Source organism: Aestuariispira ectoiniformans (genome assembly GCF_025136295.1).
Taxonomy (GTDB): domain Bacteria; phylum Pseudomonadota; class Alphaproteobacteria; order UBA8366; family Aestuariispiraceae; genus Aestuariispira_A; species Aestuariispira_A ectoiniformans.
This window is the reverse complement of record NZ_CP062788.1, coordinates 2557365-2578467: the sequence shown is the minus strand read 5'-3', so window position 1 is coordinate 2578467 and position 21103 is coordinate 2557365. Positions and strand designations below refer to the sequence as shown.

Annotated in this window: 19 protein-coding genes and 1 tRNA gene; 9 read left to right on the top strand and 11 right to left on the bottom strand. The window is 55.9% G+C overall.

All coding sequences use genetic code 11. From position 1 onward, the window contains the following. Window positions 1-2: 2 nt before the first annotated feature. Window positions 3-1400, top strand: coding sequence for an aminotransferase-like domain-containing protein (locus tag IF205_RS11965; RefSeq protein ID WP_259779597.1), 1398 nt, complete (start codon window positions 3-5; stop codon window positions 1398-1400). On the opposite strand, the gene smpB is transcribed toward IF205_RS11965, so the two are convergent. Further along, the gene (smpB, locus tag IF205_RS11960; protein WP_259779596.1) at window positions 1397-1897 is read right to left on the bottom strand and encodes an SsrA-binding protein SmpB; all 501 of its coding nucleotides are present in this window, start codon (window positions 1895-1897) and stop codon (window positions 1397-1399) included. The genes IF205_RS11965 and smpB overlap by 4 nt on opposite strands. A 32-nt stretch (window positions 1898-1929) precedes the next feature. Beyond that, window positions 1930-2814 (bottom strand): 4-hydroxy-tetrahydrodipicolinate synthase, encoded by an 885-nt coding sequence (gene dapA / locus IF205_RS11955; RefSeq protein WP_259783275.1) that lies wholly within the window; start codon window positions 2812-2814, stop codon window positions 1930-1932. A gap of 276 nt (window positions 2815-3090) precedes the next feature. On the opposite strand from dapA, the gene IF205_RS11950 reads away from it, so the two are divergent. The 4 genes from IF205_RS11950 to IF205_RS11935 are packed head-to-tail and all read left to right on the top strand — an operon-like array spanning window position 3091 to window position 7638. After that, window positions 3091-5106 carry a lytic transglycosylase domain-containing protein gene (locus IF205_RS11950; RefSeq protein ID WP_259779595.1) on the top strand — a complete coding sequence of 672 codons (2016 nt, stop codon included), beginning with the start codon at window positions 3091-3093 and terminating at the stop codon, window positions 5104-5106. Window position 5107: 1 nt separating this feature from the next. Beyond that, window positions 5108-5785, top strand: a complete 678-nt coding sequence (locus IF205_RS11945) for a haloacid dehalogenase type II (protein WP_259779594.1) — start codon at window positions 5108-5110, stop codon at window positions 5783-5785. A gap of 10 nt (window positions 5786-5795) precedes the next feature. Further along, entirely contained in the window at window positions 5796-6683 is an 888-nt protein-coding gene (locus IF205_RS11940; RefSeq protein WP_259779593.1) for an alpha/beta fold hydrolase, read from the top strand. Continuing rightward, window positions 6631-7638, top strand: coding sequence for a threonine ammonia-lyase (locus IF205_RS11935; protein ID WP_259779592.1), 1008 nt, complete (start codon window positions 6631-6633; stop codon window positions 7636-7638). Before IF205_RS11940 ends, IF205_RS11935 begins: the two co-directional genes overlap by 53 nt. Before the next feature lie 40 nt (window positions 7639-7678). On the opposite strand, the gene IF205_RS11930 is transcribed toward IF205_RS11935, so the two are convergent. The 4 genes from IF205_RS11930 to gcvA all read right to left on the bottom strand — a co-directional run bounded on the left by IF205_RS11930 (window position 7679) and on the right by gcvA (window position 13039). Further along, entirely contained in the window at window positions 7679-8041 is a 363-nt protein-coding gene (locus IF205_RS11930) for a bactofilin family protein (protein ID WP_259779591.1), read from the bottom strand. A gap of 67 nt (window positions 8042-8108) precedes the next feature. After that, window positions 8109-9959 (bottom strand): peptidoglycan DD-metalloendopeptidase family protein, encoded by a 1851-nt coding sequence (locus tag IF205_RS20600; protein WP_311195691.1) that lies wholly within the window; start codon window positions 9957-9959, stop codon window positions 8109-8111. 185 nt (window positions 9960-10144) lie between these two features. Continuing rightward, complete coding sequence (locus IF205_RS11920; RefSeq protein WP_259779590.1) at window positions 10145-11995, bottom strand: ATP-binding protein; 1851 nt, start codon at window positions 11993-11995, stop codon at window positions 10145-10147. 135 nt (window positions 11996-12130) lie between these two features. After that, window positions 12131-13039, bottom strand: a complete 909-nt coding sequence (gene gcvA / locus IF205_RS11915; RefSeq protein ID WP_259779589.1) for a transcriptional regulator GcvA — start codon at window positions 13037-13039, stop codon at window positions 12131-12133. Between the two features lie 232 nt (window positions 13040-13271). Here gcvA and IF205_RS11910 point away from each other — a divergent pair, with 232 nt between their 5' ends. After that, window positions 13272-14156, top strand: coding sequence for a spermine/spermidine synthase domain-containing protein (locus IF205_RS11910; RefSeq protein ID WP_259779588.1), 885 nt, complete (start codon window positions 13272-13274; stop codon window positions 14154-14156). 9 nt (window positions 14157-14165) lie between these two features. Here the strand turns inward: IF205_RS11910 and IF205_RS11905 are convergent, their stop codons facing one another. Continuing rightward, window positions 14166-14885, bottom strand: coding sequence for a hypothetical protein (locus IF205_RS11905; RefSeq protein ID WP_259779587.1), 720 nt, complete (start codon window positions 14883-14885; stop codon window positions 14166-14168). A gap of 232 nt (window positions 14886-15117) precedes the next feature. Between IF205_RS11905 and fumC the strand changes: the two genes are divergently transcribed. Next, entirely contained in the window at window positions 15118-16509 is a 1392-nt protein-coding gene (gene fumC / locus IF205_RS11900) for a class II fumarate hydratase (protein WP_259779586.1), read from the top strand. Between the two features lie 35 nt (window positions 16510-16544). On the opposite strand, the gene IF205_RS11895 is transcribed toward fumC, so the two are convergent. From IF205_RS11895 to IF205_RS11880, 4 genes are all read right to left on the bottom strand, one after another. Continuing rightward, window positions 16545-17174, bottom strand: coding sequence for a hypothetical protein (locus tag IF205_RS11895; RefSeq protein ID WP_259779585.1), 630 nt, complete (start codon window positions 17172-17174; stop codon window positions 16545-16547). A gap of 189 nt (window positions 17175-17363) precedes the next feature. Beyond that, window positions 17364-18344 carry a helix-turn-helix transcriptional regulator gene (locus tag IF205_RS11890; RefSeq protein ID WP_259779584.1) on the bottom strand — a complete coding sequence of 327 codons (981 nt, stop codon included), beginning with the start codon at window positions 18342-18344 and terminating at the stop codon, window positions 17364-17366. Window positions 18345-18575: 231 nt separating this feature from the next. Then, window positions 18576-18664: transfer RNA gene (locus IF205_RS11885), tRNA-Ser, on the bottom strand. A 103-nt stretch (window positions 18665-18767) separates the two neighbouring features. Then, complete coding sequence (locus IF205_RS11880) at window positions 18768-19403, bottom strand: glutathione S-transferase N-terminal domain-containing protein (RefSeq protein ID WP_259779583.1); 636 nt, start codon at window positions 19401-19403, stop codon at window positions 18768-18770. A gap of 86 nt (window positions 19404-19489) precedes the next feature. Here IF205_RS11880 and IF205_RS11875 point away from each other — a divergent pair, with 86 nt between their 5' ends. Continuing rightward, window positions 19490-19783, top strand: coding sequence for a DUF1330 domain-containing protein (locus tag IF205_RS11875; protein WP_259779582.1), 294 nt, complete (start codon window positions 19490-19492; stop codon window positions 19781-19783). Between the two features lie 49 nt (window positions 19784-19832). Beyond that, window positions 19833-21074, top strand: coding sequence for an MFS transporter (locus IF205_RS11870; protein WP_259779581.1), 1242 nt, complete (start codon window positions 19833-19835; stop codon window positions 21072-21074). The last annotated feature ends 29 nt before the right edge of the window (window positions 21075-21103 follow it).

Genomic DNA, 21103 nt, shown 5'->3' with positions numbered 1-21103 from the left:
ACATGCAATATCAGAAGGTTATTGGCGCAATCGAAGAACAGTATCAGCATGGTATCCTGAACCCTGGGGACAAGCTACCGTCGCTTCGCCAGATGGCGCAACATATGTCCGTCAGCCTGAATACCGTCATACGCGCCTATCAGGAGCTGGAAGCCAATGGAACGATACGGGCCCTGCCCCGGTCCGGCTATATCGTCGAAGAACAACTAACAACGCCACTCGCCAAGTCAGAGCGTTTGGAGCCGCGGGACGTCGACACGCAATCACTGATCCTGTCCGTTCTCCGGGACGCCTCCCGCAAGGATCTCGTCCATATGGGCTCCGCCCACCCCCGCACCGATTTTCCTGCTGTCGACAAACTCTACCGGATTATTGCCCGCCAGGCCCGCCAACAAGTTCACCAGATCAGCCATTACCGCATGCCCGCCGCCTCCCTTACGTTGAGGCAGGCAATCGCGCGCCAACACGCCTTGAGAGGAGAATTCCAGCCGCCTTCAGACATCCTGATAACGCAGGGTGCCCAACAGGCCCTGTCCGCGACGTTACAGGCGCTGACCGCACCGGGTGATGTGATCGCGGTTGAGTCTCCCTGCTATTTCGGTACGTTGCTTTCCCTCGAAGCCCATGGCCTCAAAGTCATAGAAGTTCCGACGAACACACGCGACGGGATGGATCTGGATGCGCTGGCCGACGTGTTGAGGCAGTGGCCGGTCAAGGCCGTCCTGACCGCGCCAACAGTTAATAACCCCGCCGGGTTCACGATGCCGGAAGCCGCACGCCGCCGGCTTCTCGCCCTGACCGGCGACCTGCCGATCATCGAAGACGACGTCTACAGCGATGTCAGCTTTGGCGATATACCTCCGACCCTGCGTTCCATGGACAATTCCGGCCGGGTTGTCTGCCTGTCATCCCTGTCCAAATCCGTTGATTCCAGGCTCAGATTGGGCTGGATCACTGGGGGACGCTATCAGGACAGGATCGAACGCAGCCTCATCATGGCAAACCTGGGGAATGTGAATCTGATCAGCGATGGTGTGACTGATTTCCTGCAGGCCGGACTTTACCAGAAGCATCTGAGGAAAATCAGACGGCATTACAAAGGCAACTTCTGCGTCTTGCGCGATGCGCTTTCATCCTTGATGGATCTTGGCTGCTGCCTTACCCAACCGACGGGTGGTTTCCTATGCTGGCTGCGACTGCCGGAGGCAGTCGACGGATATCGGATATATGAGAAGGCATTAGCCGCCGGTATCGCGACCTCGCCCGGCAGAATGTTTTCGGTATCCAATCTCTATCCGAACTACATCCGTTTGAACTATGCTTTTGTTGAAAACAATCCCCATTGGCAGGCAAGCCTGGACCGGCTTGTTAAAATCATCGCTGAGGGGATAGAGCCCTAACCCAGGTCCCGCATAATGCGGCCCTGGCTGCGCTTCCAATCGCGTTCCTTGATTGTCTGACGCTTGTCGACGGACGTTTTACCTTTGGCAAGCCCGATAGACAGTTTCAGGATGCCGCGCTTGTTGAAATAAAGCGCCAATGGCACAAGCGTCATCCCGTCCCTTTTCACCGCACCAAGCAGCCTGTTCTGCTCGCGCTTGTGCAAAAGCAGCTTACGCGGTCGCTTCGGTTCGTGCTGCTGTTTTTTATGGGCGTGGGGATATTCACCGATATAGACGTTGAACAGCCAGATCTCGCCGTCTTTTGGACCCGCATAGGCATCGCTCAGACTGCAGGTTCCGCTTCGAAGGGATTTGACCTCCGTCCCGGTCAGGACGATCCCCGCTTCAATCTCTTCTTCAATGGCATAGTCATGGCGGGCGCGGCGGTTGCGCGCAACCGTACCCGACTCCAACAAGGCAGCTTTTTTCTTTGCGTTCTTGTTCTTACCCGCCATGACTTACACCAAATACTGAACTTTATTGCCGCTTAGGACAGCAGGCCGGCTTTTTCCAAAGCAGCCTTGACCGTTGCCTTGCTGCCTTCGGAAATCTCAACAACCGGCAGACGGCCCAGAGGCCCACACAGCCCCAGCAGGCTGGCTGCATATTTCACCGGACCCGGCGAGCTTTCGCAGAACATTGCCTCGTGAACCGGCAGCAGCCGGTCACGGACTTCCTCGAAAGTCGCCCAGTCTTTTTCCATCCAGGCGTTATGCAGTTTCGCACAAAGCCCCGGTGCAACGTTGGACGACACGGAAATACAGCCATGACCACCCTGCGCCAGGAACGCGGCAACAGTCGCATCCTCGCCGGAAAGCTGGCAGAATTTATCGCCAATCGCGACACGGGTTTCCAACGGGCGGGAAAGATCGGCCGTTGCGTCTTTAACACCGACAATATTCGGGAAGTCCCGGACCAGACGCGCCATGGTCTCAACCGACATGTCGATCACACTGCGGCCCGGAATATTGTAGATGAAGATCGGAATATCGGCAGACTGCGCGACAGCCTTGAAATGCTGATACAGGCCTTCCTGGGTCGGCTTGTTGTAATAAGGCGTCACAACCAGGGCCGCATCCGCGCCTACTTTGGCAGCGTGCTGCGTCAGGGAAATCGCCTCGGCCGTGCTGTTGGAACCGGCACCGGCAATAACCGGGCGTTTCTTCGATTTGGCGACTTCAAGACAAAGGTCGATAACGCGTTCATGCTCCGCGTGGCTGAGGGTTGGAGATTCGCCGGTGGTGCCCACCGGAACTAAACCATGTGTACCCTCATCAATCTGCCACTGCACGAAGTTCTGGAACGCCTTCTCGTCAACAGCGCCATCAGCCGTCATCGGCGTGATCAGTGCTGTGAGCGATCCATGAAACATTGCAGGCATTAGATGACTCCTTTGGGTCGATATAGTCTTGAAGAAACGCCCGAAACCGAGCAAAGCCGGAACATACAAACTGCCGTGCGTCAGCACAAGCGAATAGAAGCGCACGGTGCTTAATCAAGGTGATTTTATCATCTGTTAATCATGGTATTTTATCATTTGCGGGTATGCTGCCCCTTGTAGCGGAATCAGCGGCGACTTACACTTATACTGTCGGCTTGGCGACGGCAGCGGTTAAGGGAGGTTTCTATTTTCGGCATACCGAAATATATGCGCGTCTTCGCACGTGCCGCCGCACCGGTCTTATTGGCAGGTATGGTGGCGGCGCAACTATGCGGTGGACCTGCTGTGGCTGCCACGCTTTCCACGCAGGACCGCAGCGAATATGAAACCGCCTTTCGCGCTGCCGAGCACAACAAGTGGAATGCCGCCTTCCGGCATGCCCGGCGCGCGGCTGAGAAGCTGCCCTTCAAAGCATTGCAATGGCAATATTACCGGAACCGCCGCAACACGGCAGGCTTTTCGGAAATCAGCCGTTTCATCATAAATAATCCCGACTACCCCCTGCTTCACATACTGCAGCGGCGCGCAGAAGAAAGAATAGACGGTCAAACACCCGATGACGCATTGATTGCGTTCTTCAAAGACAATCCGCCACTGACCGGAAACGGCCTGTTCCACTATGTCAGCGCCCTGGACAAAAAAGGACGCACAGACAGCGCCAAGCACATACTGCGCCGTGGCTGGGTCAACATTGACATGAGTCCCCGCGACGAGAAGACGTTGCGCAAATATTATCGCCACTGGATGACACAGGACGATAACCGTGCACGGTTGGAGCGGCTTTTGTGGGAGGGCAAGACATCGGCGGGAAAACGCCAGGCCCAGCACCTACCGAAGGAGATCAGCGCCCTTACAGACGCGCGGATTGCATTACGCCATCGCTCCGGCAATGTGGACCGTCTGATCGCAAAGGTTCCCAAATCCCTGCAAACGGATTCGGGCCTGATTTACGAACGTGTCCGTTGGCGGCGCAACAAACGCATGTATGAGGCGGCCATCGACCTGCTCCAGCAGTCCCGGGCTGTACAGACCGGCCACGAAAGCCTCTGGTGGCGTGAACGCGCAAGGCTTGCCCGTTGGGCCCTTGAAGAAGGGCGGATCACGACGGCCTACAGGCTTGCGGCGCAACATACGGCCACGGGCGGTTACGCCTACGCCGAGGCCGAATGGTTTGCCGGCTGGGTTGCCCTGCGCTTTCTGCAGGAACCTGAGCGCGCCTATCAGCATTTCACAAGAATGTATGACGCGGTTTCCTATCCGATATCAAAATCACGCGGTGCCTACTGGGCAGGGCGTGCCCTCCTGGCTGAGAACAAGAAGGTGGAGGCGACAAGTTGGTTCAGGATTGCCGCCCAGTTCCCGACCCGTTTCTACGGACAAATGGCCGCCAATCACCTGACATACGCGGAACGGCCGCGTATCAGTGCCGAATACCGTCCGACCGCCGCAGAGCGCAAAAACTTCGACGAAGCAGAGCTTCCCCGCCTCATCAGGATGCTCGCCGCAGCCAATGCCGATGACCTTGTCCGCAACTTTGTCAGATACCTTGCCCAGACCACAGAAGACCGCGCCACCCTGACCCAGATTGGACAGCTCGCCCGCGATCTGGATCGCCCGGACCTGGCCGTCTACACAGCCCGGAAAGCAAGCCAGCATCACGTCTTCCTGACGGAAAGCGGCTATCCCCCGCTGCCGCGAAACCGTTATCGTCCGTTGGACCCTGCCGTTGTCATGGCCGTGGTAAGGCAGGAAAGCGCCTTTGACCTTGAAGCGCACAGTCATGCCGGTGCTCTTGGTCTGATGCAGTTGATGCCCACGACCGCCAAAAGGATCGCGCGGGTGTCGCAGGTCTCCTACAACAAGTCACGCCTGACACAGGACCCTGAATATAATCTGCACCTGGGACAGCAATACCTCGTGACCCTCATGGATAAATTCAACGGGTCCCTCCCCATGACATTTGCCGGCTATAATGCGGGTCCGCATCGGGTCAAGCGATGGATGAGAAACTACGGCGATCCCAGGACGTCACTGGAGGAAGCAATCGACTGGATCGAGATGATCCCCTTCAATGAAACGCGCAACTATGTTCAGCGCGTGATGGAAAACGTCATCGTCTACCAGCAGCGGCTCAAAGGGCGGCATGTCGCCCTGACCCTTGGCACCATGACCGGCGAAACCATCCCCTTCCCGAAACCACCCAAGCGACCGGACGAACCCTGACATGGCAGAAATCTCAAACATCAAGGCATGTGTCTTTGATGCCTATGGCACTCTTTTCGACGTTCATGCAGCCGCTGCGGCGTGCCGGGACATGTTAGGCGACAAGGCGGACAGGCTTTCCGCGATATGGCGTCAAAAACAGCTCGAATATACCTGGCTACGCAGCCTCATGGGCGCTTATGAGGATTTCTGGCGTCTCACACAGGACGGCCTGGATTACGCGATGGAGACGGTGGAAATTGACGACCCGCATATCCGGGAGACATTGCTCGGGCTCTACTGGGAGTTAAGCGCCTATGAGGAAGTTCCGACCGTCTTGAGCCAGTTACAGCAAATGGGGCTGAAAACGGTAATCCTGTCAAACGGATCACCCGATATGCTGAATGCGGCGGTGAAATCAGCGGGGATATCCGATTTCCTGGATGGCATTCATTCCGTCAGTGACGTCGGTATCTTCAAGCCCGACCCACGGGTTTACCAGATGACTGTCGACAAGCTGAATATCGCGCCATCGGAGATATGCTTTATGTCGTCCAATGCATGGGATGCCGCCGGCGCGGCCTATTTCGGTTATCAGGTGGTATGGATCAACCGTTTCGGCCAGACGGCGGAAAGGCTGCCGGGCAAGCCGCAGGCCATCCTGTCCTCCCTGCACGATCTCCCTGCCCTCCTGAAGTAGAACTCACGACATGACGGATTTTCACGAAGCCTATTTTCATGCCCAGGATGGCCTGAAACTCTATTACAGGGACTATCCGCCCAAGACCGGCGAAAACCCGGGGGCGGTCATTTTATGCCTTGGGGGCCTCGCCAGAAACTCAAAGGATTTCCATCGTGTCGCCGCACGCCTGTCTGATCAGGGATATCGCGTCATCTGTCCGGATTATCGCGGCCGTGGAAAATCCGACTACGCCGAAGACGCGATGACCTATCAGCCGACCGTCTATCTGGATGATATCCGCCACCTTCTCACGGCGTTGAACATTCACCAGGTCGTTGTGATTGGCACCTCACTCGGCGGCCTGCTTGCCATGGGCATGGGGGCTGCCATGCCAACCGCACTGGCGGGTGCCATCCTCAACGACGTCGGCCCCGACATTAATCCCAATGGCATGGCGAGAATCATCGACTATCTCTCCAATCCCCCGACCATCAAAAACTGGGATGAGGCTGTTGCAACCATCAAAACAATGTTTGCCATGACAGGTTTCACAGAGGAAGAACAATGGCGAAGACTGGCGGAAAACACCTTCCGGGAAGGAGACGATGGCCTGCTTCACTATGATTGGGACACCAATATCGTGGTCCCTCTCAAGGAAAAACGGCCCCTACCGGATCTCTGGGCGCTTTTCCGGTCGTTGAAGGACATCCCCGCGCTTGCTTTTCGGGGAGAGAAGTCGGACATTCTAACCGCCGATACCTTCGAGAAGATGAAAGAAAACAATCCCCATATGAAGGCGGTAGTCGTTCCCGGCGTGGGACATGTTCCCAGCCTGGAAGAACAGGTATCCTTGGAGGCTCTTGATGAATTTCTGTCCCCCTACCTCAGTAAACGGCCAGCGACTGCCGACCATTGACGACGTTCGCGAGGCCGCGCAACGCATCAAGGGCAAGACAACGGTTACGCCTCTGCTTGAGGCCCCTTTATTGAATGAACGCCTCGGCGCAAGGCTTCTGGTGAAGCCTGAGTGCCTGCAAAAAACAGGGTCCTTCAAATACCGGGGAGCCACGAATTCAATTGCCTGCCTTAACGACGGGCAGAGGAAAAAGGGCGTTGTTGCCTTTTCATCCGGCAACCATGCCCAGGGTGTCGCCGCAGCAGCCAGGGAAACAGACATCCCGGCTGTCATTATCATGCCCAAGGACGCCCCCGCCATCAAGATTGCCAATACCCGCGCCTATGGTGCAGAGGTCATCCTCTATGACCGCTACAGCGAAGACCGGGAGGAAATCGGTATTCGTATCAGTGAGGAAAGAGGCTCCACACTGATCAAGCCTTATGATGCTTTGCCGACCATTGCCGGTCAGGGCACCATCGGCCTGGAAATCGCCGATCAATGCCGCGACCTTGGCGTTACGCCGTCTAAAGTCCTAATTCCCTGCGGTGGCGGTGGACTGGTGGCAGGCACAGCCCTGGCGCTGAACAGCGAAATGCCGAACGCCGCAGTCTATGCCGTCGAACCGGAAGATTTCGACGATACCGCCCGGTCCCTCAAAAGCGGCACCCGGGAAGGCAACGCGCCCAGTGCACGATCCTATTGCGACGCCCTGTTGTCACCGATGCCAGGCGAGATGACCTTTCCGATCAACCAGCAACTGCTTGCCGGTGGTTTATCGGTTTCCGATGAAGACGTTGCCCACGCGATGAAAGTGGCCTTCAACGACCTCAAGGTCGTGGTGGAGCCCGGCGGTTCCGTTGCGCTGGCTGCCCTCCTGTCAGGCAAGGTGGATATTCAGGGAGAAACCGTCGTGGCCGTCCTGTCAGGCGGCAATGTGGACTCGGAGCTTTACCGGCGCATCCTGGCGGAATAACCCGCCCTGCCCAGTCTTGAACCTGAAAGACCTGCCAGCCTTAGGAGGCCTGGTCTTTTCCGGCTGGCGGGTCGACGGGTTTGAGGTCGCGCGGCTTCAAGACTTCAACGTCCACACGTTTGCATAAGCCCTGGACATAGGCTCCGGCTTCGATGCTGAGGCTGTCATGATTGATATCGCCCGTTACTTTGGCACTGTCGAGGAGGATGACTGTGCGGGCGGTAATCTCACCGTTCACCGTCCCTGCAATACGGATTTCCTCGCCATAGATAGAGCCATTAACAACAGCACTTTTGCCGACAGTCAGTTTGACGGTGCGGACGTCCCCATCCACGGTGCCATCTATCTGCAGGTCTCCCTCACTTTCCAGGTTGCCCACGACCCGAAGGTTTGGCGCCAACACTGAAAGCGGCGTTGCCCCCGCTGTATTTTGCGCTGCAGCCTCCGGTTTTGACTGAGACTTTCTGGATTTACCCCTTGAAAACATCACGCCCTGCCTCGATGAAAGTTGCCGGGTTGACTGGTTTATCCCCGATACGCACTTCGTAATGCACGTGAGGACCAGTGCTGCGGCCTGTACTTCCGACCTTACCTATAACCGCACGGTGATCGACTTTCTGGCCTTTTTTGACCAATATCTTCTTCAGATGACCATAGCGTGTTTTGATGCCACAGCCGTGGTCAATTTCCACCAAACGACCATAGCCGGATACACGCCCCGCCTTTGTAACAACACCCGGCGCGGTTGCACGGACCTTCATGCCGGGAACCGCCCCCATGTCCATCCCCTCATGCACGGCGCGTCGACCGGTGAACGGGTCTTTCCTGGGGCCGAAGCTGCTGGTCACATGATAGTATTGCAGTGGCGGGATCAACGGCACACAGGACAACAGGCCCTGCAGCGCCGTCCAGCGATCAATCTTCGCTTCCAGAACGGCCACATTCATCGCAAGATCGGTTGCATTGCCGTCGGCAAATTCGTCGGTCACCAGCGGGCCACCCTGCCCGCTGTTCGCGCCAGCCAGATTCAACATCCGATCCACATCCAGACCAGCATCGGCCAAAGTTGCTTCGGCCTGGGTGATGTTTACATCCGTGTTTTCGTTCAACCGCTCCACAAGGTGGAGCTGCGTATCGTGAAGACTTTCGATTTCCTGCAACAGCGCCAGGGCTCGTTCGGGTGGTGACTTCCGGGTTTTCTGAGTTTGCGGCACATAGCCCGCGACCCGGTTAAGGCCAGCCAGAACCTTCTTGATCGCATCATTGGCGGCATCAGCCTCCGCACGTGTCTTTTCCAGCGACACGATCAGGCCATTGCCAAACTGTTCCAACTGGTCAATCCGGGCCAAGGCATCCTCATCGTCGCTGGGCGTGTAAGTGGCCTTCACGGGCACCGCATTCACGATCTTGCGATTCAAGGCATAGAGCCGTTCTTCTGCCTCTTCCTGACGGGATAACATGTCAGACAGTTTCGACTTTGCCGCCACCAGATCCGCTTCCAGGCCGGACTTTTCATGGTTCAATTGGCTGCGTTCCCGGGAGGCCTGCCGTATTCGCCCTTTCAACTGGTCCAGTTCCGAAATAAGCCGGGCGCCATTATCCTTCGACCGCGACAGCGCATCCGTCAGGGCGACCACGCGTTGTTCCAGTTCCTTGCGGCTGTCGGAAAGCTCCGCAACCTCGGCATGCTGGGCGGCAATCGTCGCGTCCATTGCCTGAATACGGGTCGACAGAGACCTGATCTGGCGGTTTGCGTCCTCCAGATTTCCTTCAAGCTGTTTGATTTCCGCGTGCAACATCCGCCGCGGAGTTATCAGCGCCTTCGATTCCAGTTCTTCCGGCACGTCGATATCAATGGCCGCCTGGTTCAGCGTCAGTTCCAGTTCCCGTCCGGTGGAGAGAAAGGCCTGCATGTCCGTACTGAATGCGGTCGCCTTTTCACCTTCTACACTGGCAACGCTTGAGGCATGTTTCGCCAACTTGCCGGACAACCCCTCAAGCTTTTGCTGGTATGACGCCAATTGCCGCAGTACCTGATCATAGGCCTGCCTGGCTTCTGCAATTTCCTGATAACGCGCCTGAAGCTGATAGTTTTTCCAGACCGCCCCGACAGTCGCCCCGGCCCCCCAAAGAACCCCCGCAGCCGCGATCGCGGCCACACCCATTTGAAGGCGGGAACTGAGCCTGATGAAGGTGACTTTTCCTTCGCTGCGCACAAGCAGTTCACGCTCACGGAACAGATGCCGCAAACGCGCTTTCATGCTGCGGTTCTGAGCCCCTTCAGCAATATTAATCGGTTGCGGATATTCCGCAGAAGTCATGGGACCTTACCCTCACCAACACACCAAGCCCCGGGCGATAAGGCCGCCTTGCATTCTGACACGGCAAGGCACCCTACTGGCCTACCCCGGCAGTAGACAAATTTACATACCAAGAGTCAACTCATCACACGCGAAGGAAAGCTTTCTATCTTTCCGTCCAGACGTTGTCCAGACATTAGGAAAAATCAGGCAGACTGTGCCGCTGCAGCCTTATCGTCAAAAGGGACGATACGATTCTCCGGGAAAACGGCATAGACCGTCGTACCTTCACCGGGACAGGAATCAATCCTCAATTCGCCGTCATGCGCCTTCATCAACATATCGGACAAGGGCAATCCCAGCCCCGTGCCTTCCTCTGACTGGGTCCAGGGGCTGTCCAACCGGCCAAAGGGTTGCATGACAAGTTCGACATCCTGTTCATTCATACCAAGCCCGGTGTCCGACACACTGATCTGGAACTCGCTATTTCCATTCACATGCGCCCCGACGGTAATTGTTCCTTCGCTCGGCGTGAACTTCACTGCGTTGCTCACAAGGTTCAACAGCACCTGCTTCACCGCACGCTCGTCGGCTTTAAGCTGTGGCAACCCTTTCGGCAGCTCACGTTCCAGCACCAGCTTCTTGCGGGAAGCCTTCTGTTCAACAAGGCGCAGACAATCATCAATAATGCGGTCTACATCCAGGTTTTCATCATTGGGCCGGAAAGCACCGGCCTCAATCTTGGACACGTCCAGAATATCGTTGATCAGGTCCAGCAGATGCCGCCCGCTGACATGAATGTCGTCGGCGTATTCCTTGTAGCGTGGCTGGCCTACGATGCCCAACATCTCCTGCCGGATAATGTCGGAAAACCCCAGGATTGCATTCAAAGGCGTCCGCAATTCATGGCTCATATTGGCAAGGAATCGGGACTTTGCCTGGTTTGCGGCGTCGGCCTCTTCCTTGGCCAGTTGCAACTCGATCTCACGCTGTTTCAACTCGGTGATATCAGTGCGAACCGCCACCGTGCCGCCGCTGCTGGTTCCATGCTCCGTACACAAAATCCATCTGCCGTCGTCCAGGCGGACCGTCGCCGGTTCCGCGTAGGAGCTATGCATCACAAGGCATTCGGCGATAAATTCCTCTTCACGGCCCTGGGCAACGGGATAATGCCCGGCCGCGACGCTGGCCCTGATGATGTCCTCATAGGTCACGCCTTCATGGATCGTCACGGCAGCACGCGGGACCATCTGGAGGAATTTCTTGTTGTAAAGCATCAAGCCGTCGTCCGCGTCGAACAGGGCAAAGCCGTCCGACATGGAGTTCACCGCATCACGCAGCCGCGCCTCTGATTCGCGCGCGCGCTCCTCACTCTCGCGCATCCCCTTTTCCGCAGCAGCCTGCAGGCGCAACATTTCGTTATACGCCTTTACCACCTCCCCCAGTTCGTCCGTGGAAGACCACTGCACAGGAGTGCGGATATCACTGGACTTGACCAGTTCGATGGAATTCATCAACTCCCGCAGGGGATAGCCGATTGTCCGTTCCGTCGCCAAAACCGTCGCCGCCACGATCACAGCCATCAGGATGACAAGAATCAGGGCGTTGCGCTGTAACCGGTCGATGACCTCCCTGCGCATACGTTCGCCATGCAGTGCCACGGTAACCGAACCGATAATCTCCTCATGGTCGATCGCCGAATAGACAATTGGCAAAGTCTTGGTGAAGGCCGCTTTGACGTCGCTTAGACCTTCGGCAGCAAGCGACGATACTTCCTCGCCGGTCACATCATAAACTTTGACGTAAAGGAAATCGGGATCCTGTTCCAGTGCCAGAAGAATCGGATCGATGGCGCGGATATCGTAGTTCCACAGAGGGCTGGAAAGCGCCAGGGCCTGGACCTGGGTGTTTTGCTGAAGGCGCTGTTTCAGGTCGCCCACCGCCGCGCTATAGCTGGCGTATTCAAGCAATGCGAAAAGCGAAATCATGCTCACTGCAATAAGCGGCAAGACCACGGCCAACAGCTTTGCCCGAATGGAATTCAGCAACCCAAACATACCACCTCTAAATACCGCCTCCCAACAGCACGCGCCCCATTAAGAGGCAAACCTATTGCCTTTGGCAACATTGAACCAGCTATGGCCACAAGAATTCATCATTACAACCACCATACCGCTGCAACTAGCTGAAAGCTACCGCAAATCGTTAATGTCCGGGTCGCAATCGACCTGAGAGAGAAGCCAGCTCTGGAATCGTTTTATCGCCTGTTCGTTTCGACGCTCCCGCTTGCACACCATGCACCAGGCACCGGGATACCGCAGCTCCCGGTCGATGGGTTTAACAAGCCGCCCGGCGCGGATATCCTCCCGCGCCCACGGGCCATTGACCAAGGCGACCCCCTGCCCTTCGATTGCTGCCTGAATTGCCAGAATATAACTGTCGAAGGTCGGCCCCGACTTTGAGGCGAGTTCCGGCACCCCTGCCGCTTCAAGCCAGTCATCCCATTCATCCGGGGCCGTGTAGACACGCAAAAGATTGAAGTCTGACAAATCCTCAGCCTTGCCGAACATCTTCCGCCCATCCAGGAGAGACGGCGAGCAAACCGGTGTCAGCAGGCCATCGAACAGGGACACATAGTGCAGGTCCCGTTGCTGTTTTCTGACAAAGAGAATGGCAACATCAGCGTCACTGCGGTCAAATTCCCAATCCAGATAGGACGTCGACAGCCGCACCTGCACGCCAGGCTCCAGGCGATGAAAATCATGCAGACGCGGAACCAGCCACCGCATTGCAACTGTGATGTAAACCTGAACTGTCAACACGCCTGGCGCGCCTGACGCCGTCAGAAAGCGTGTGCCCTCCGCAATGCGGTCAAAGGCGTCCCGGACAATCGGGAAATAGAAGGCCCCTTCTTCGGTCAGGGTCACCGATCGCGCGGACCGGTCGAACAGTGCCACGCCCAAGCCTTCTTCCAGCCCCCGGACCTGATGACTGATGGCGGAATGCGTCACATTCAACTCTTCAGCAGCACGGCGAAAGCTCAACTTTCTGGCGGCGGCCTCAAAGGCCCGCAACGCACTCAAGCTCGGCATATGTCGCATATCAAACGCCCCTCCTGCGACCACCGGTTACCAATACTCACACTGCACAGGCCATTGACCTGTCCAGATTGCAAACAACCCAAACAGTTTGCGCTCAACATCGCGGTTTGCCAACCAAACATTAGGTGAACCCTGATCAACTGAAAGACGACACCGCCATTTAACGGCGTGACAGACCTCCCCATCGCGTTTATAGGCAGAAATCGAATTGTAAGGCTGGAGAGTTTCAAACATGACCGATGCAAAATCAGACTTTGCCAACTGGTGGCATGAAGAGCCGCAGATGGGATTCACCCATGCGCTGGACATGAAGCTGCTGCATCGCGAACAAAGCCCCTTTCAGCTTATTGAAGTATACGATCACGCCGAATTCGGCCGTGTCCTGGTTCTGGATGGCCTGATCCAGGCATCCCAGGCTGACGAATTCATTTATCACGAAATGGCCGTCCATGTTCCGGTACTGGGCCGCGAACGCAAAAACCTCAACGCCCTGATTATCGGTGGCGGCGACGGCGGCCTTTTGCGGGAGCTGTTGGTTCACGACCATGTATCGGAAGTGGTGATGGCGGAAATCGACCGACGCGTCATTGAAATCAGCAACGAATATCTTGCCGTGAATGGCGACTACGACGACCCCCGCGTCACCCTCGTCTGCGACGATGCAGCCAACTATGTGGCCGAAGCCCTGGACCAGGGCAAACAATTCGACCTGATCTTCCTGGACATTACCGAGCCGGTCGGCCCATCGGCCAGCCTGTTCAAACAGGCCTTTCTGGACAAATTGGTGGCGGTGCTTGCCGACGATGGCGTTTGCATTGATTCCGACAGCATTTTCGTTGGCCGGGACAAAATCCGCTTCCTGCAGGAAACCAGCAGCGAAGAGGAAAAAGGCCTGCTTGAAATCATGCGGTCCGGCAATTTCTTCCCGCATGTTGCCGGATACCGGTCCATTGTCCCCATGTATCCGGGCGCTGAGTTCGGCTTTTTCCTCTATACGAAGGATGCTTTCGACTATCGGCATCCCTTCCGTGAGTTGACCGGAAAACATTATAACGCGGCCGTCCACACAGCAGCCTTTGCACTGCCGACCTGGTGGCGCACGCAACTGGGGTTTTAGTTCGAAAAGTCAGGGACCGGTGACGCGGGATTGTGATTTTGCATAGCCCTGCGTCGCCTCACGCAGCTTCTGGAGTTGAAAACCCCTGTTCCGCATGTCGGCGTTGATGACGTAACCCTTTCCATAGGCCTGTGCCTGACGGTTCATGTCGTCATAAAAATCTACCGTCCGGTATACCTCGTCCAGCTTTACCCAGACGTCGTCCGTCAAAACAGGCAGATAGTCTTTGTAAAACTCACAAATCTGATCCCAATGCGGGTCCTTGCCGAGCGATTCATGTCGGGACTTCACCGCATATTGGATAAAGTAATTCACCAGATTCATCTGCTTGTTATACAGCTGGGCCATTTTGCCTTCGAGACGAGCCTCAAACCCCTCAATAGCCGCAACCCGCGCGGCCTGCAGGGACATCTTCGAAATCCTCTCCTGTTGGGCACTTAACTCTCGCTGGCCCAGAGCAGACTTGTTTACTTCCGCGCGCAGCCGATCCAGGGCATCCCCCTGCATTTCCAACTGGCGGCGTTGCATGAAGACCACAGCGACAATCCAGGCAAAGACCAACGGTGCGATAAAGCCGGTCAGATAATATCCCCAATCCGCAAGCGCCATCTGTTCGTCCTGAAGCAGGAACGGTGCAACCGCTACCACGCAGACATATAGACCCGTCAGCCACAGCGCGACCTCCAGTCGCCTCTGCAATGGGGTAATGGTGTCAGGCTGCGTTGACATAAACTTCACTCAAGCAATTTGCCACAGGGCCGTCTTCTTTGCGAAGAACCGGATTCTACACGATTTTCAGCGATACACCTATGCCTTGGTATCCAAGGCCTAACTTCCATCGAAAGAAACAAGCAAATAAGATATTCTCCCGTCCTGCCCATTAATTCTTCTGAGAAGACTTTTATTGCGACGGCCAAAGCCCAATTTCAAATAGGTCATAAGCGTGAGAAAGGTGACGAGCATGAGCGATACTCGCATGGAATCCGACACGATGGGCAATATAGAGGTTCCCGCCGACAGATATTGGGGCGCGCAGACGCAAAGATCCCTGCAGAATTTCAAAATTGGTACAGAGCGCATGCCCGCCCCGTTGATCCGCGCCTTCGGCATCCAGAAAAAGGCCGCGGCCCTCGCCAATGCCAAGCTCGACAAGTTGGATCAGAAAATCGCAAATGCCATTGTGCAGGCTGCAGACGAGGTAATTGACGGCACCTTGCTGGATCATTTCCCTCTGGTTGTCTGGCAGACCGGGTCCGGCACCCAGACAAACATGAATGTCAACGAGGTCATCGCCAACCGGGCCATCGAAATTCTCGGTGGCAAGATTGGAAGCAAAACGCCCGTCCACCCGAATGACCATGTAAATTATGGACAAAGTTCCAATGACAGCTTCCCTACCGCAATGTCCATCGCCGCAGTGGAGGAAGTGAACCGCAGGCTCCTGCCCGCTCTTGAAACGCTGCTCCTAGCGTTACAGGCCAAATCGGCACAATTCGCAGATATCGTGAAAATCGGGCGAACACACACACAGGATGCAACGCCGATCACGCTGGGCCAGGAGTTTTCCGGCTATGCCCGGCAAATTGAACTCGGATTGGAACGGACAAAAAATATTCTGCCCCGTCTGTCGGAACTGGCCCAGGGCGGCACGGCTGTCGGTACCGGATTGAATGCAGCCCCGGACTTTGCCGCGAAATTCGCAGAAACCGTCGCCGAAATCACCAATCTGCCCTTCACCAGTGCGCGCAATAAATTTGAAGCCCTCGCGGCACATGATGCAATCGTCGAAGCGTCAGGAGTGTTGAACGTATTGGCCGTCAGTTGCATGAAAATTGCCAATGACATCCGCTTTCTCGCAAGCGGCCCGCGCAGCGGCCTGGGCGAATTGATCCTGCCTGCCAACGAACCCGGGTCATCAATCATGCCCGGCAAGGTCAACCCGACCCAATGCGAGGCGCTGACGCAGGTCTGTGCCCAGGTCATGGGGAACCACACGGCCATTACCGTTGCCGGGTCCAATGGTCATTTCGAGCTTAATGTCTTCAAGCCGGTCATGATTTATAACCTGCTGCAATCCGTTCGATTGCTGTCGGACGCCGCCGTCAGTTTTACCGAAAACTGCGTTGGGGGTATCCAGCCCAACCGCAAACGCATTGCCCAATTGATGGAACAGTCGCTTATGCTGGTCACCGCCCTGAACCCGCATATCGGCTATGATAACGCGGCAAAGATCGCCAAGAAGGCGCATGGGGAAAATACGACTTTGAAGGAAGCCGCGCTATCTCTTGGACTGCTGACTGAGGAGCAGTTTGATGACTGGGTCCGGCCAGACGAAATGGTTGGTCCGAAATAGTCTTCGGACCAACCCGTAGGTGAGCCGTGTCGCAATCAGGCTTCTGCGGGCTTGTCCTTGGGCTTTGGCACCCCGGCGAGCCAGTCCAGATAGCCATAGATGGCCCCCATATCCTTCACGGCGGGCATATCATGGACGTGCACGTCAATCGCGGAGGTTTTGGACAGGATTTCCACGGCGCGTTTCTCATGCTCTTCGTCCTTGGTGTGGACCCAAAGCAGGATTCCGCCGTGCTCAATTTGATCATTCAGCAGATCTGCCTGGTTTTTCCCCAGGAAACGCGCGAGCAAGGCACCTATGACGCCTCCTGCTCCCCCGACTGTCGCCGCGCCAATCAAGGCGGCGGCAATCGTACCACCAGAGGCAACAATAGCGCCCATGGCCGAAACCGCCCCGACAAAGAACAGGCCGCCAACGGCGAAGGCTTTCCCCTCGGTAATGGAATCCGTACCGATATAGGCCTGGGTCGCAACACGGGGCTCATCCTCGATATCGCTCACCTTGTCATACATATGGCCAAGCTTGCGTTCGACCTCCCGATGGGGAGCCAGCAGGCTGAGGTCAGAGCGATCAAACCCATGCAGCATTAGTTCATCGGCCGCATTCCGCAGGCTTTCCGCGTCATGAAAAACGGCCACAGCTTCTCGTATCGTTTTCTCTGCCATTTTGCACCTTTTCAGCATCTTCGCCCGGTGCCAGTCCATTACGCATCCATTAGGACACACGTTTCCGGAAAAGGACTTTTCCAAAACCGGGCCTTTTGCCCTGAAACAAGAATAGCAGATTTTTTGTTAGTTCACTATTTATAGGGACATCCACCCCATATAAGTCGCATTGTCGGCTGTCATGCTGCCTTAGGTGCCTGGGGCTCTCCTCAGGGCCCGCGACGGGGTTTCGCCAAACGTATCCCGATAGGCCCGTGTAAAATTGCTCACGTGACTATATCCGACAGAGGCAGCCACCTCCTTCACCGTATTCCCTCCGTGGCCCAGCATCCTCTGTGCGGTATTCATGCGTTCGCGGCGGATATAATCTGAACAACGGAGGCCCGTTTCCCGGATAAAAAGCTGATTGAGGCGGCTTTCAGCCATACCAACAGAGATTGCCAATTGCGCCACGGACAACGGCGAATGCAATTCGTTGTGAATACGCTCGAAAATGTTATCCAGCCCGGCTTTTTCCCAATCAATAGCCTCATCCACCGATGCCTTGCCATCCCGCTGGGCAAAGCAATCAACCCCCTCGGAGAAATATAGATTCGCCAGTCCCTCCAGCCTGATCTGCCGCGCAGGTCCCTCTGCAAGGGGATAGAACAATCGCGAAGCCAAAGAACGCAGGCGATTGGTGGTTGGAATTGGTTCCGCCTTACAAACCTCTTGATCTATGTCGACGAATGAATCCAGTTTGTCGACATACTCGCGATCCAACCTCTTAAGCAGTGGCTTCAGCGGCATAACGGCCGCAACATGGCGGATGACCTGACCGCCCTTCAGTTGGTATGACGTGCCTGTCATATCGAATCTGTCGATAACGGCCTCGAGCGGCCTGCGCTGAAACTTTGTTCCATTGGGAAGATGCACAAGGGATTCGCCAACAATATGCATACTGACACCGAGCCAGGGTTCCGACAGTGACGGGGATACGGCCAGCGTGCAGTCGTCATAGACCTCAAATTCACCGCGATAGAGTATAAGCCCGCTGTCAAAGCGGGAAACACCCAATCGGCCACGGGCACCGGGAACCTCCAACAGCTCCCCATCACTCAGATCCAGAGCAAACACATTATGATTTTGCCGGTCACTTTTAACAGGTGTCTTTTCCTGCATCGCCATCATTCCCCGCTCCCTGCGTCCTCACCACAGCCACCCAGCGAAGACACAAACCATATTTTTTATATTTGATAAATACTTACGGCCTATACAGTCAATAGGAGGTTAGCGGTGTAGGAAGCCAGAAGCGAGCGGATTACGACGTATGAGTGCCAAACTATTTGAAAACCGAGCGCCAAACTATTTGGCGAAAGAATAAGGGGTTAGCCACGATATGGTAGCTAACCCCTTGAATTCTGGCGGAGAGACCGGGACTCGAACCCGGGCACGACTGTTACACCGTGACGGATTAGCAATCCGCTGCATTACCACTCTGCCACCTCTCCATGGCGGCGTCCGCTCTCGCGGTGCAGGCGCGTTAGTACCCATCAGAACGGTACCTGTCAATGGCCTTACGTCATACAAATTTAATTTTATTGATCAGCCCCTTCAAGAAGGGACATTCATGCCTTTTTCAACAGCCGGGCGCGCAGACAATTCATCGAACCAGCGCCTCGCATTCGGATAATCATCCCAGTCGATTCCCTGCCATTCCCACCGGGCGGTCCAGGGATAGGTTGCGATATCGGCAATGCTGTAATTCATACCCGCCAGATACCGGCTTTCGGCGAGGCGCTTGTCCAGAACGCTATAGAGCCGTTTGGCTTCCTTTGTATAGCGCTCTATTGCATAGGGTATTTTTTCCGGTGCAAAGCGCCGAAAATGATGTGCCTGCCCCAGAAACGGGCCGACCCCGCCCATTTGCCACATCAGCCATTCCATAACGATGAAACGGCCTTTCGGCGTGATCGGCATGAATTTACCGGTCTTTTCCGCCAGGTAGTAAAGAATCGCCCCGCTTTCAAAAAGCTCCATCGGGGCACCACCTGGACCATCCGGGTCCACGATTGCCGGGATTTTGTTGTTGGGACTGATTTTTAAGAACTCCGGATCATGTTGCTCACCTTCTCCGATATTGACCGGGTGAACATTGTAGGGAATCCCACATTCCTCAAGCATGATGGAAATCTTGCGCCCGTTAGGGGTACTCCAAGTGTAGAGCTCAATCGGCTGATATTGCGGCATCCCTATTCATCCGTTCTTGTCTTTATATCAAATTGCCCCTTAGGCTCGCATAACATGAAACGAAAACAAGGGTAAGGGAGAATAATATGGCCGCTTATGTAATCGGTGACGTGAATGTGGAGAATGAAGAAGGGTATCGTGAGTATGCCGCCCAGACACCCGGCTCAATTGCAAAATTCGGCGGTGAATTCATCGTACGCGGCGGTAATCCGGGCGAATTGGAAGGAGGATGGGCTCCCAGCCGCATTGTCGTCATCCGTTTCCCGGACAGGGAAGCAGCCCAGGCCTGGTACGATTCCGACGAATATCAGGCTTTAAAGACGCTCAGACAACAGAACGCCAAAGGCAGCCTCATTATTGTGGACGGTCACGACGGCTGATTCCAGCCGCATATCCCGAAGGTCCAGGCAATATAAATAGGGGGCGCTTATGCTATCAGCTTATCGGGCCGTCTTTACGATTGTTTTAAGCGCTGCATTGGTTGCCTGCGGCAATGGCATGCTGGGCTCCTTCATGCCAGTCCATCTGAGCAAAGCAGGGCTTAGCACCGATCAGGTCGGCAGTGTCGTGACCTCCTATGCTGTGGGCATGCTGCTGGCCTGTTTTTTCAGCGGACGCCTGATACGCCGCGTCGGCCATATCCGTTCATATGCTGCCTTTGGCGCCCTGTCCGGCCTTATGGTCCTGGCGTTATCCTGGCAGGCAAGTCTGGAATGGTGGCTGGCGCTGCGGCTGATCCACGGCTTCAGCTCCAACAGCATTTTTATGGTCATGCAAAGCTGGCTGAATGAGAGAACCGAAAGCCGGTATCGCGGCCAGGTGATGGCCTTCTTCTATGTCCTTTACACCGTATTCTACGGTTCCGGCGCGCTGCTCCTGGCAAAAATGGATATTGAAAGCCTCGCACCCTTCATGATCGGTAGCGGCCTGTTCATGCTGAGTATCATTCCGATTTCCACGACAAAAATTCCGGGACCGCCACTGCCTGCGAAAATCAAGATCGATCTGAAGGGCGTCTACAGGCTTTCGCCCGTCGGGCTTGTAGGCGCATTTGTTTCCGGCGCCACTGGAATGACTTTGCAGGGCGTAGGCGCAATCTACGGCACGCTTCTGGGGCTGACACCGGCTGCGATCGGTATCCTTATGGCCAGCACACAGGCGGGCAACCTGGTCATCCAATGGCCGTTGGGTTTTCTCTCCGACCGTATCGACCGCCGTCTGGTCCTGATCGCCGCCGCCGGTGGTGCAGCCCTGGTCTCCCTGTTCATTACCAGCCTCACCGCCGAGACATTTATTATCCTTATTATTGCTTTTGGCGCCTTCGGGGGCATGGCAGAGGCGATCTATTCCATATCCACCGCCCATGCGAACGACTGGGCCGAAGGCGACGACTACGTCACCTTGTCCAGCACAATTCTCGTCGTGTGGGCCGTCGGGGCGACGCTAGGCGCACTGGTCGCCACCCAGGCGATGAGTTTCATGGGGCCCGAGGGCCTGCCGATCTATACTCTTATCATTATGGCAGGTTACGGGCTATTCGCTGTTCTGCGCATATTTGCACGCTCCGAACCGCCCGAAGAAGCCCAGGAAACCTTCGAGGCGGTCCCACCGGCACCGGTCAGCGCGGATTTCAGCCTCCAGGCGCCGGAAGACGAAGAAACGACGACCTGACCCACACCGAACGTCCCATTTACAAGGCC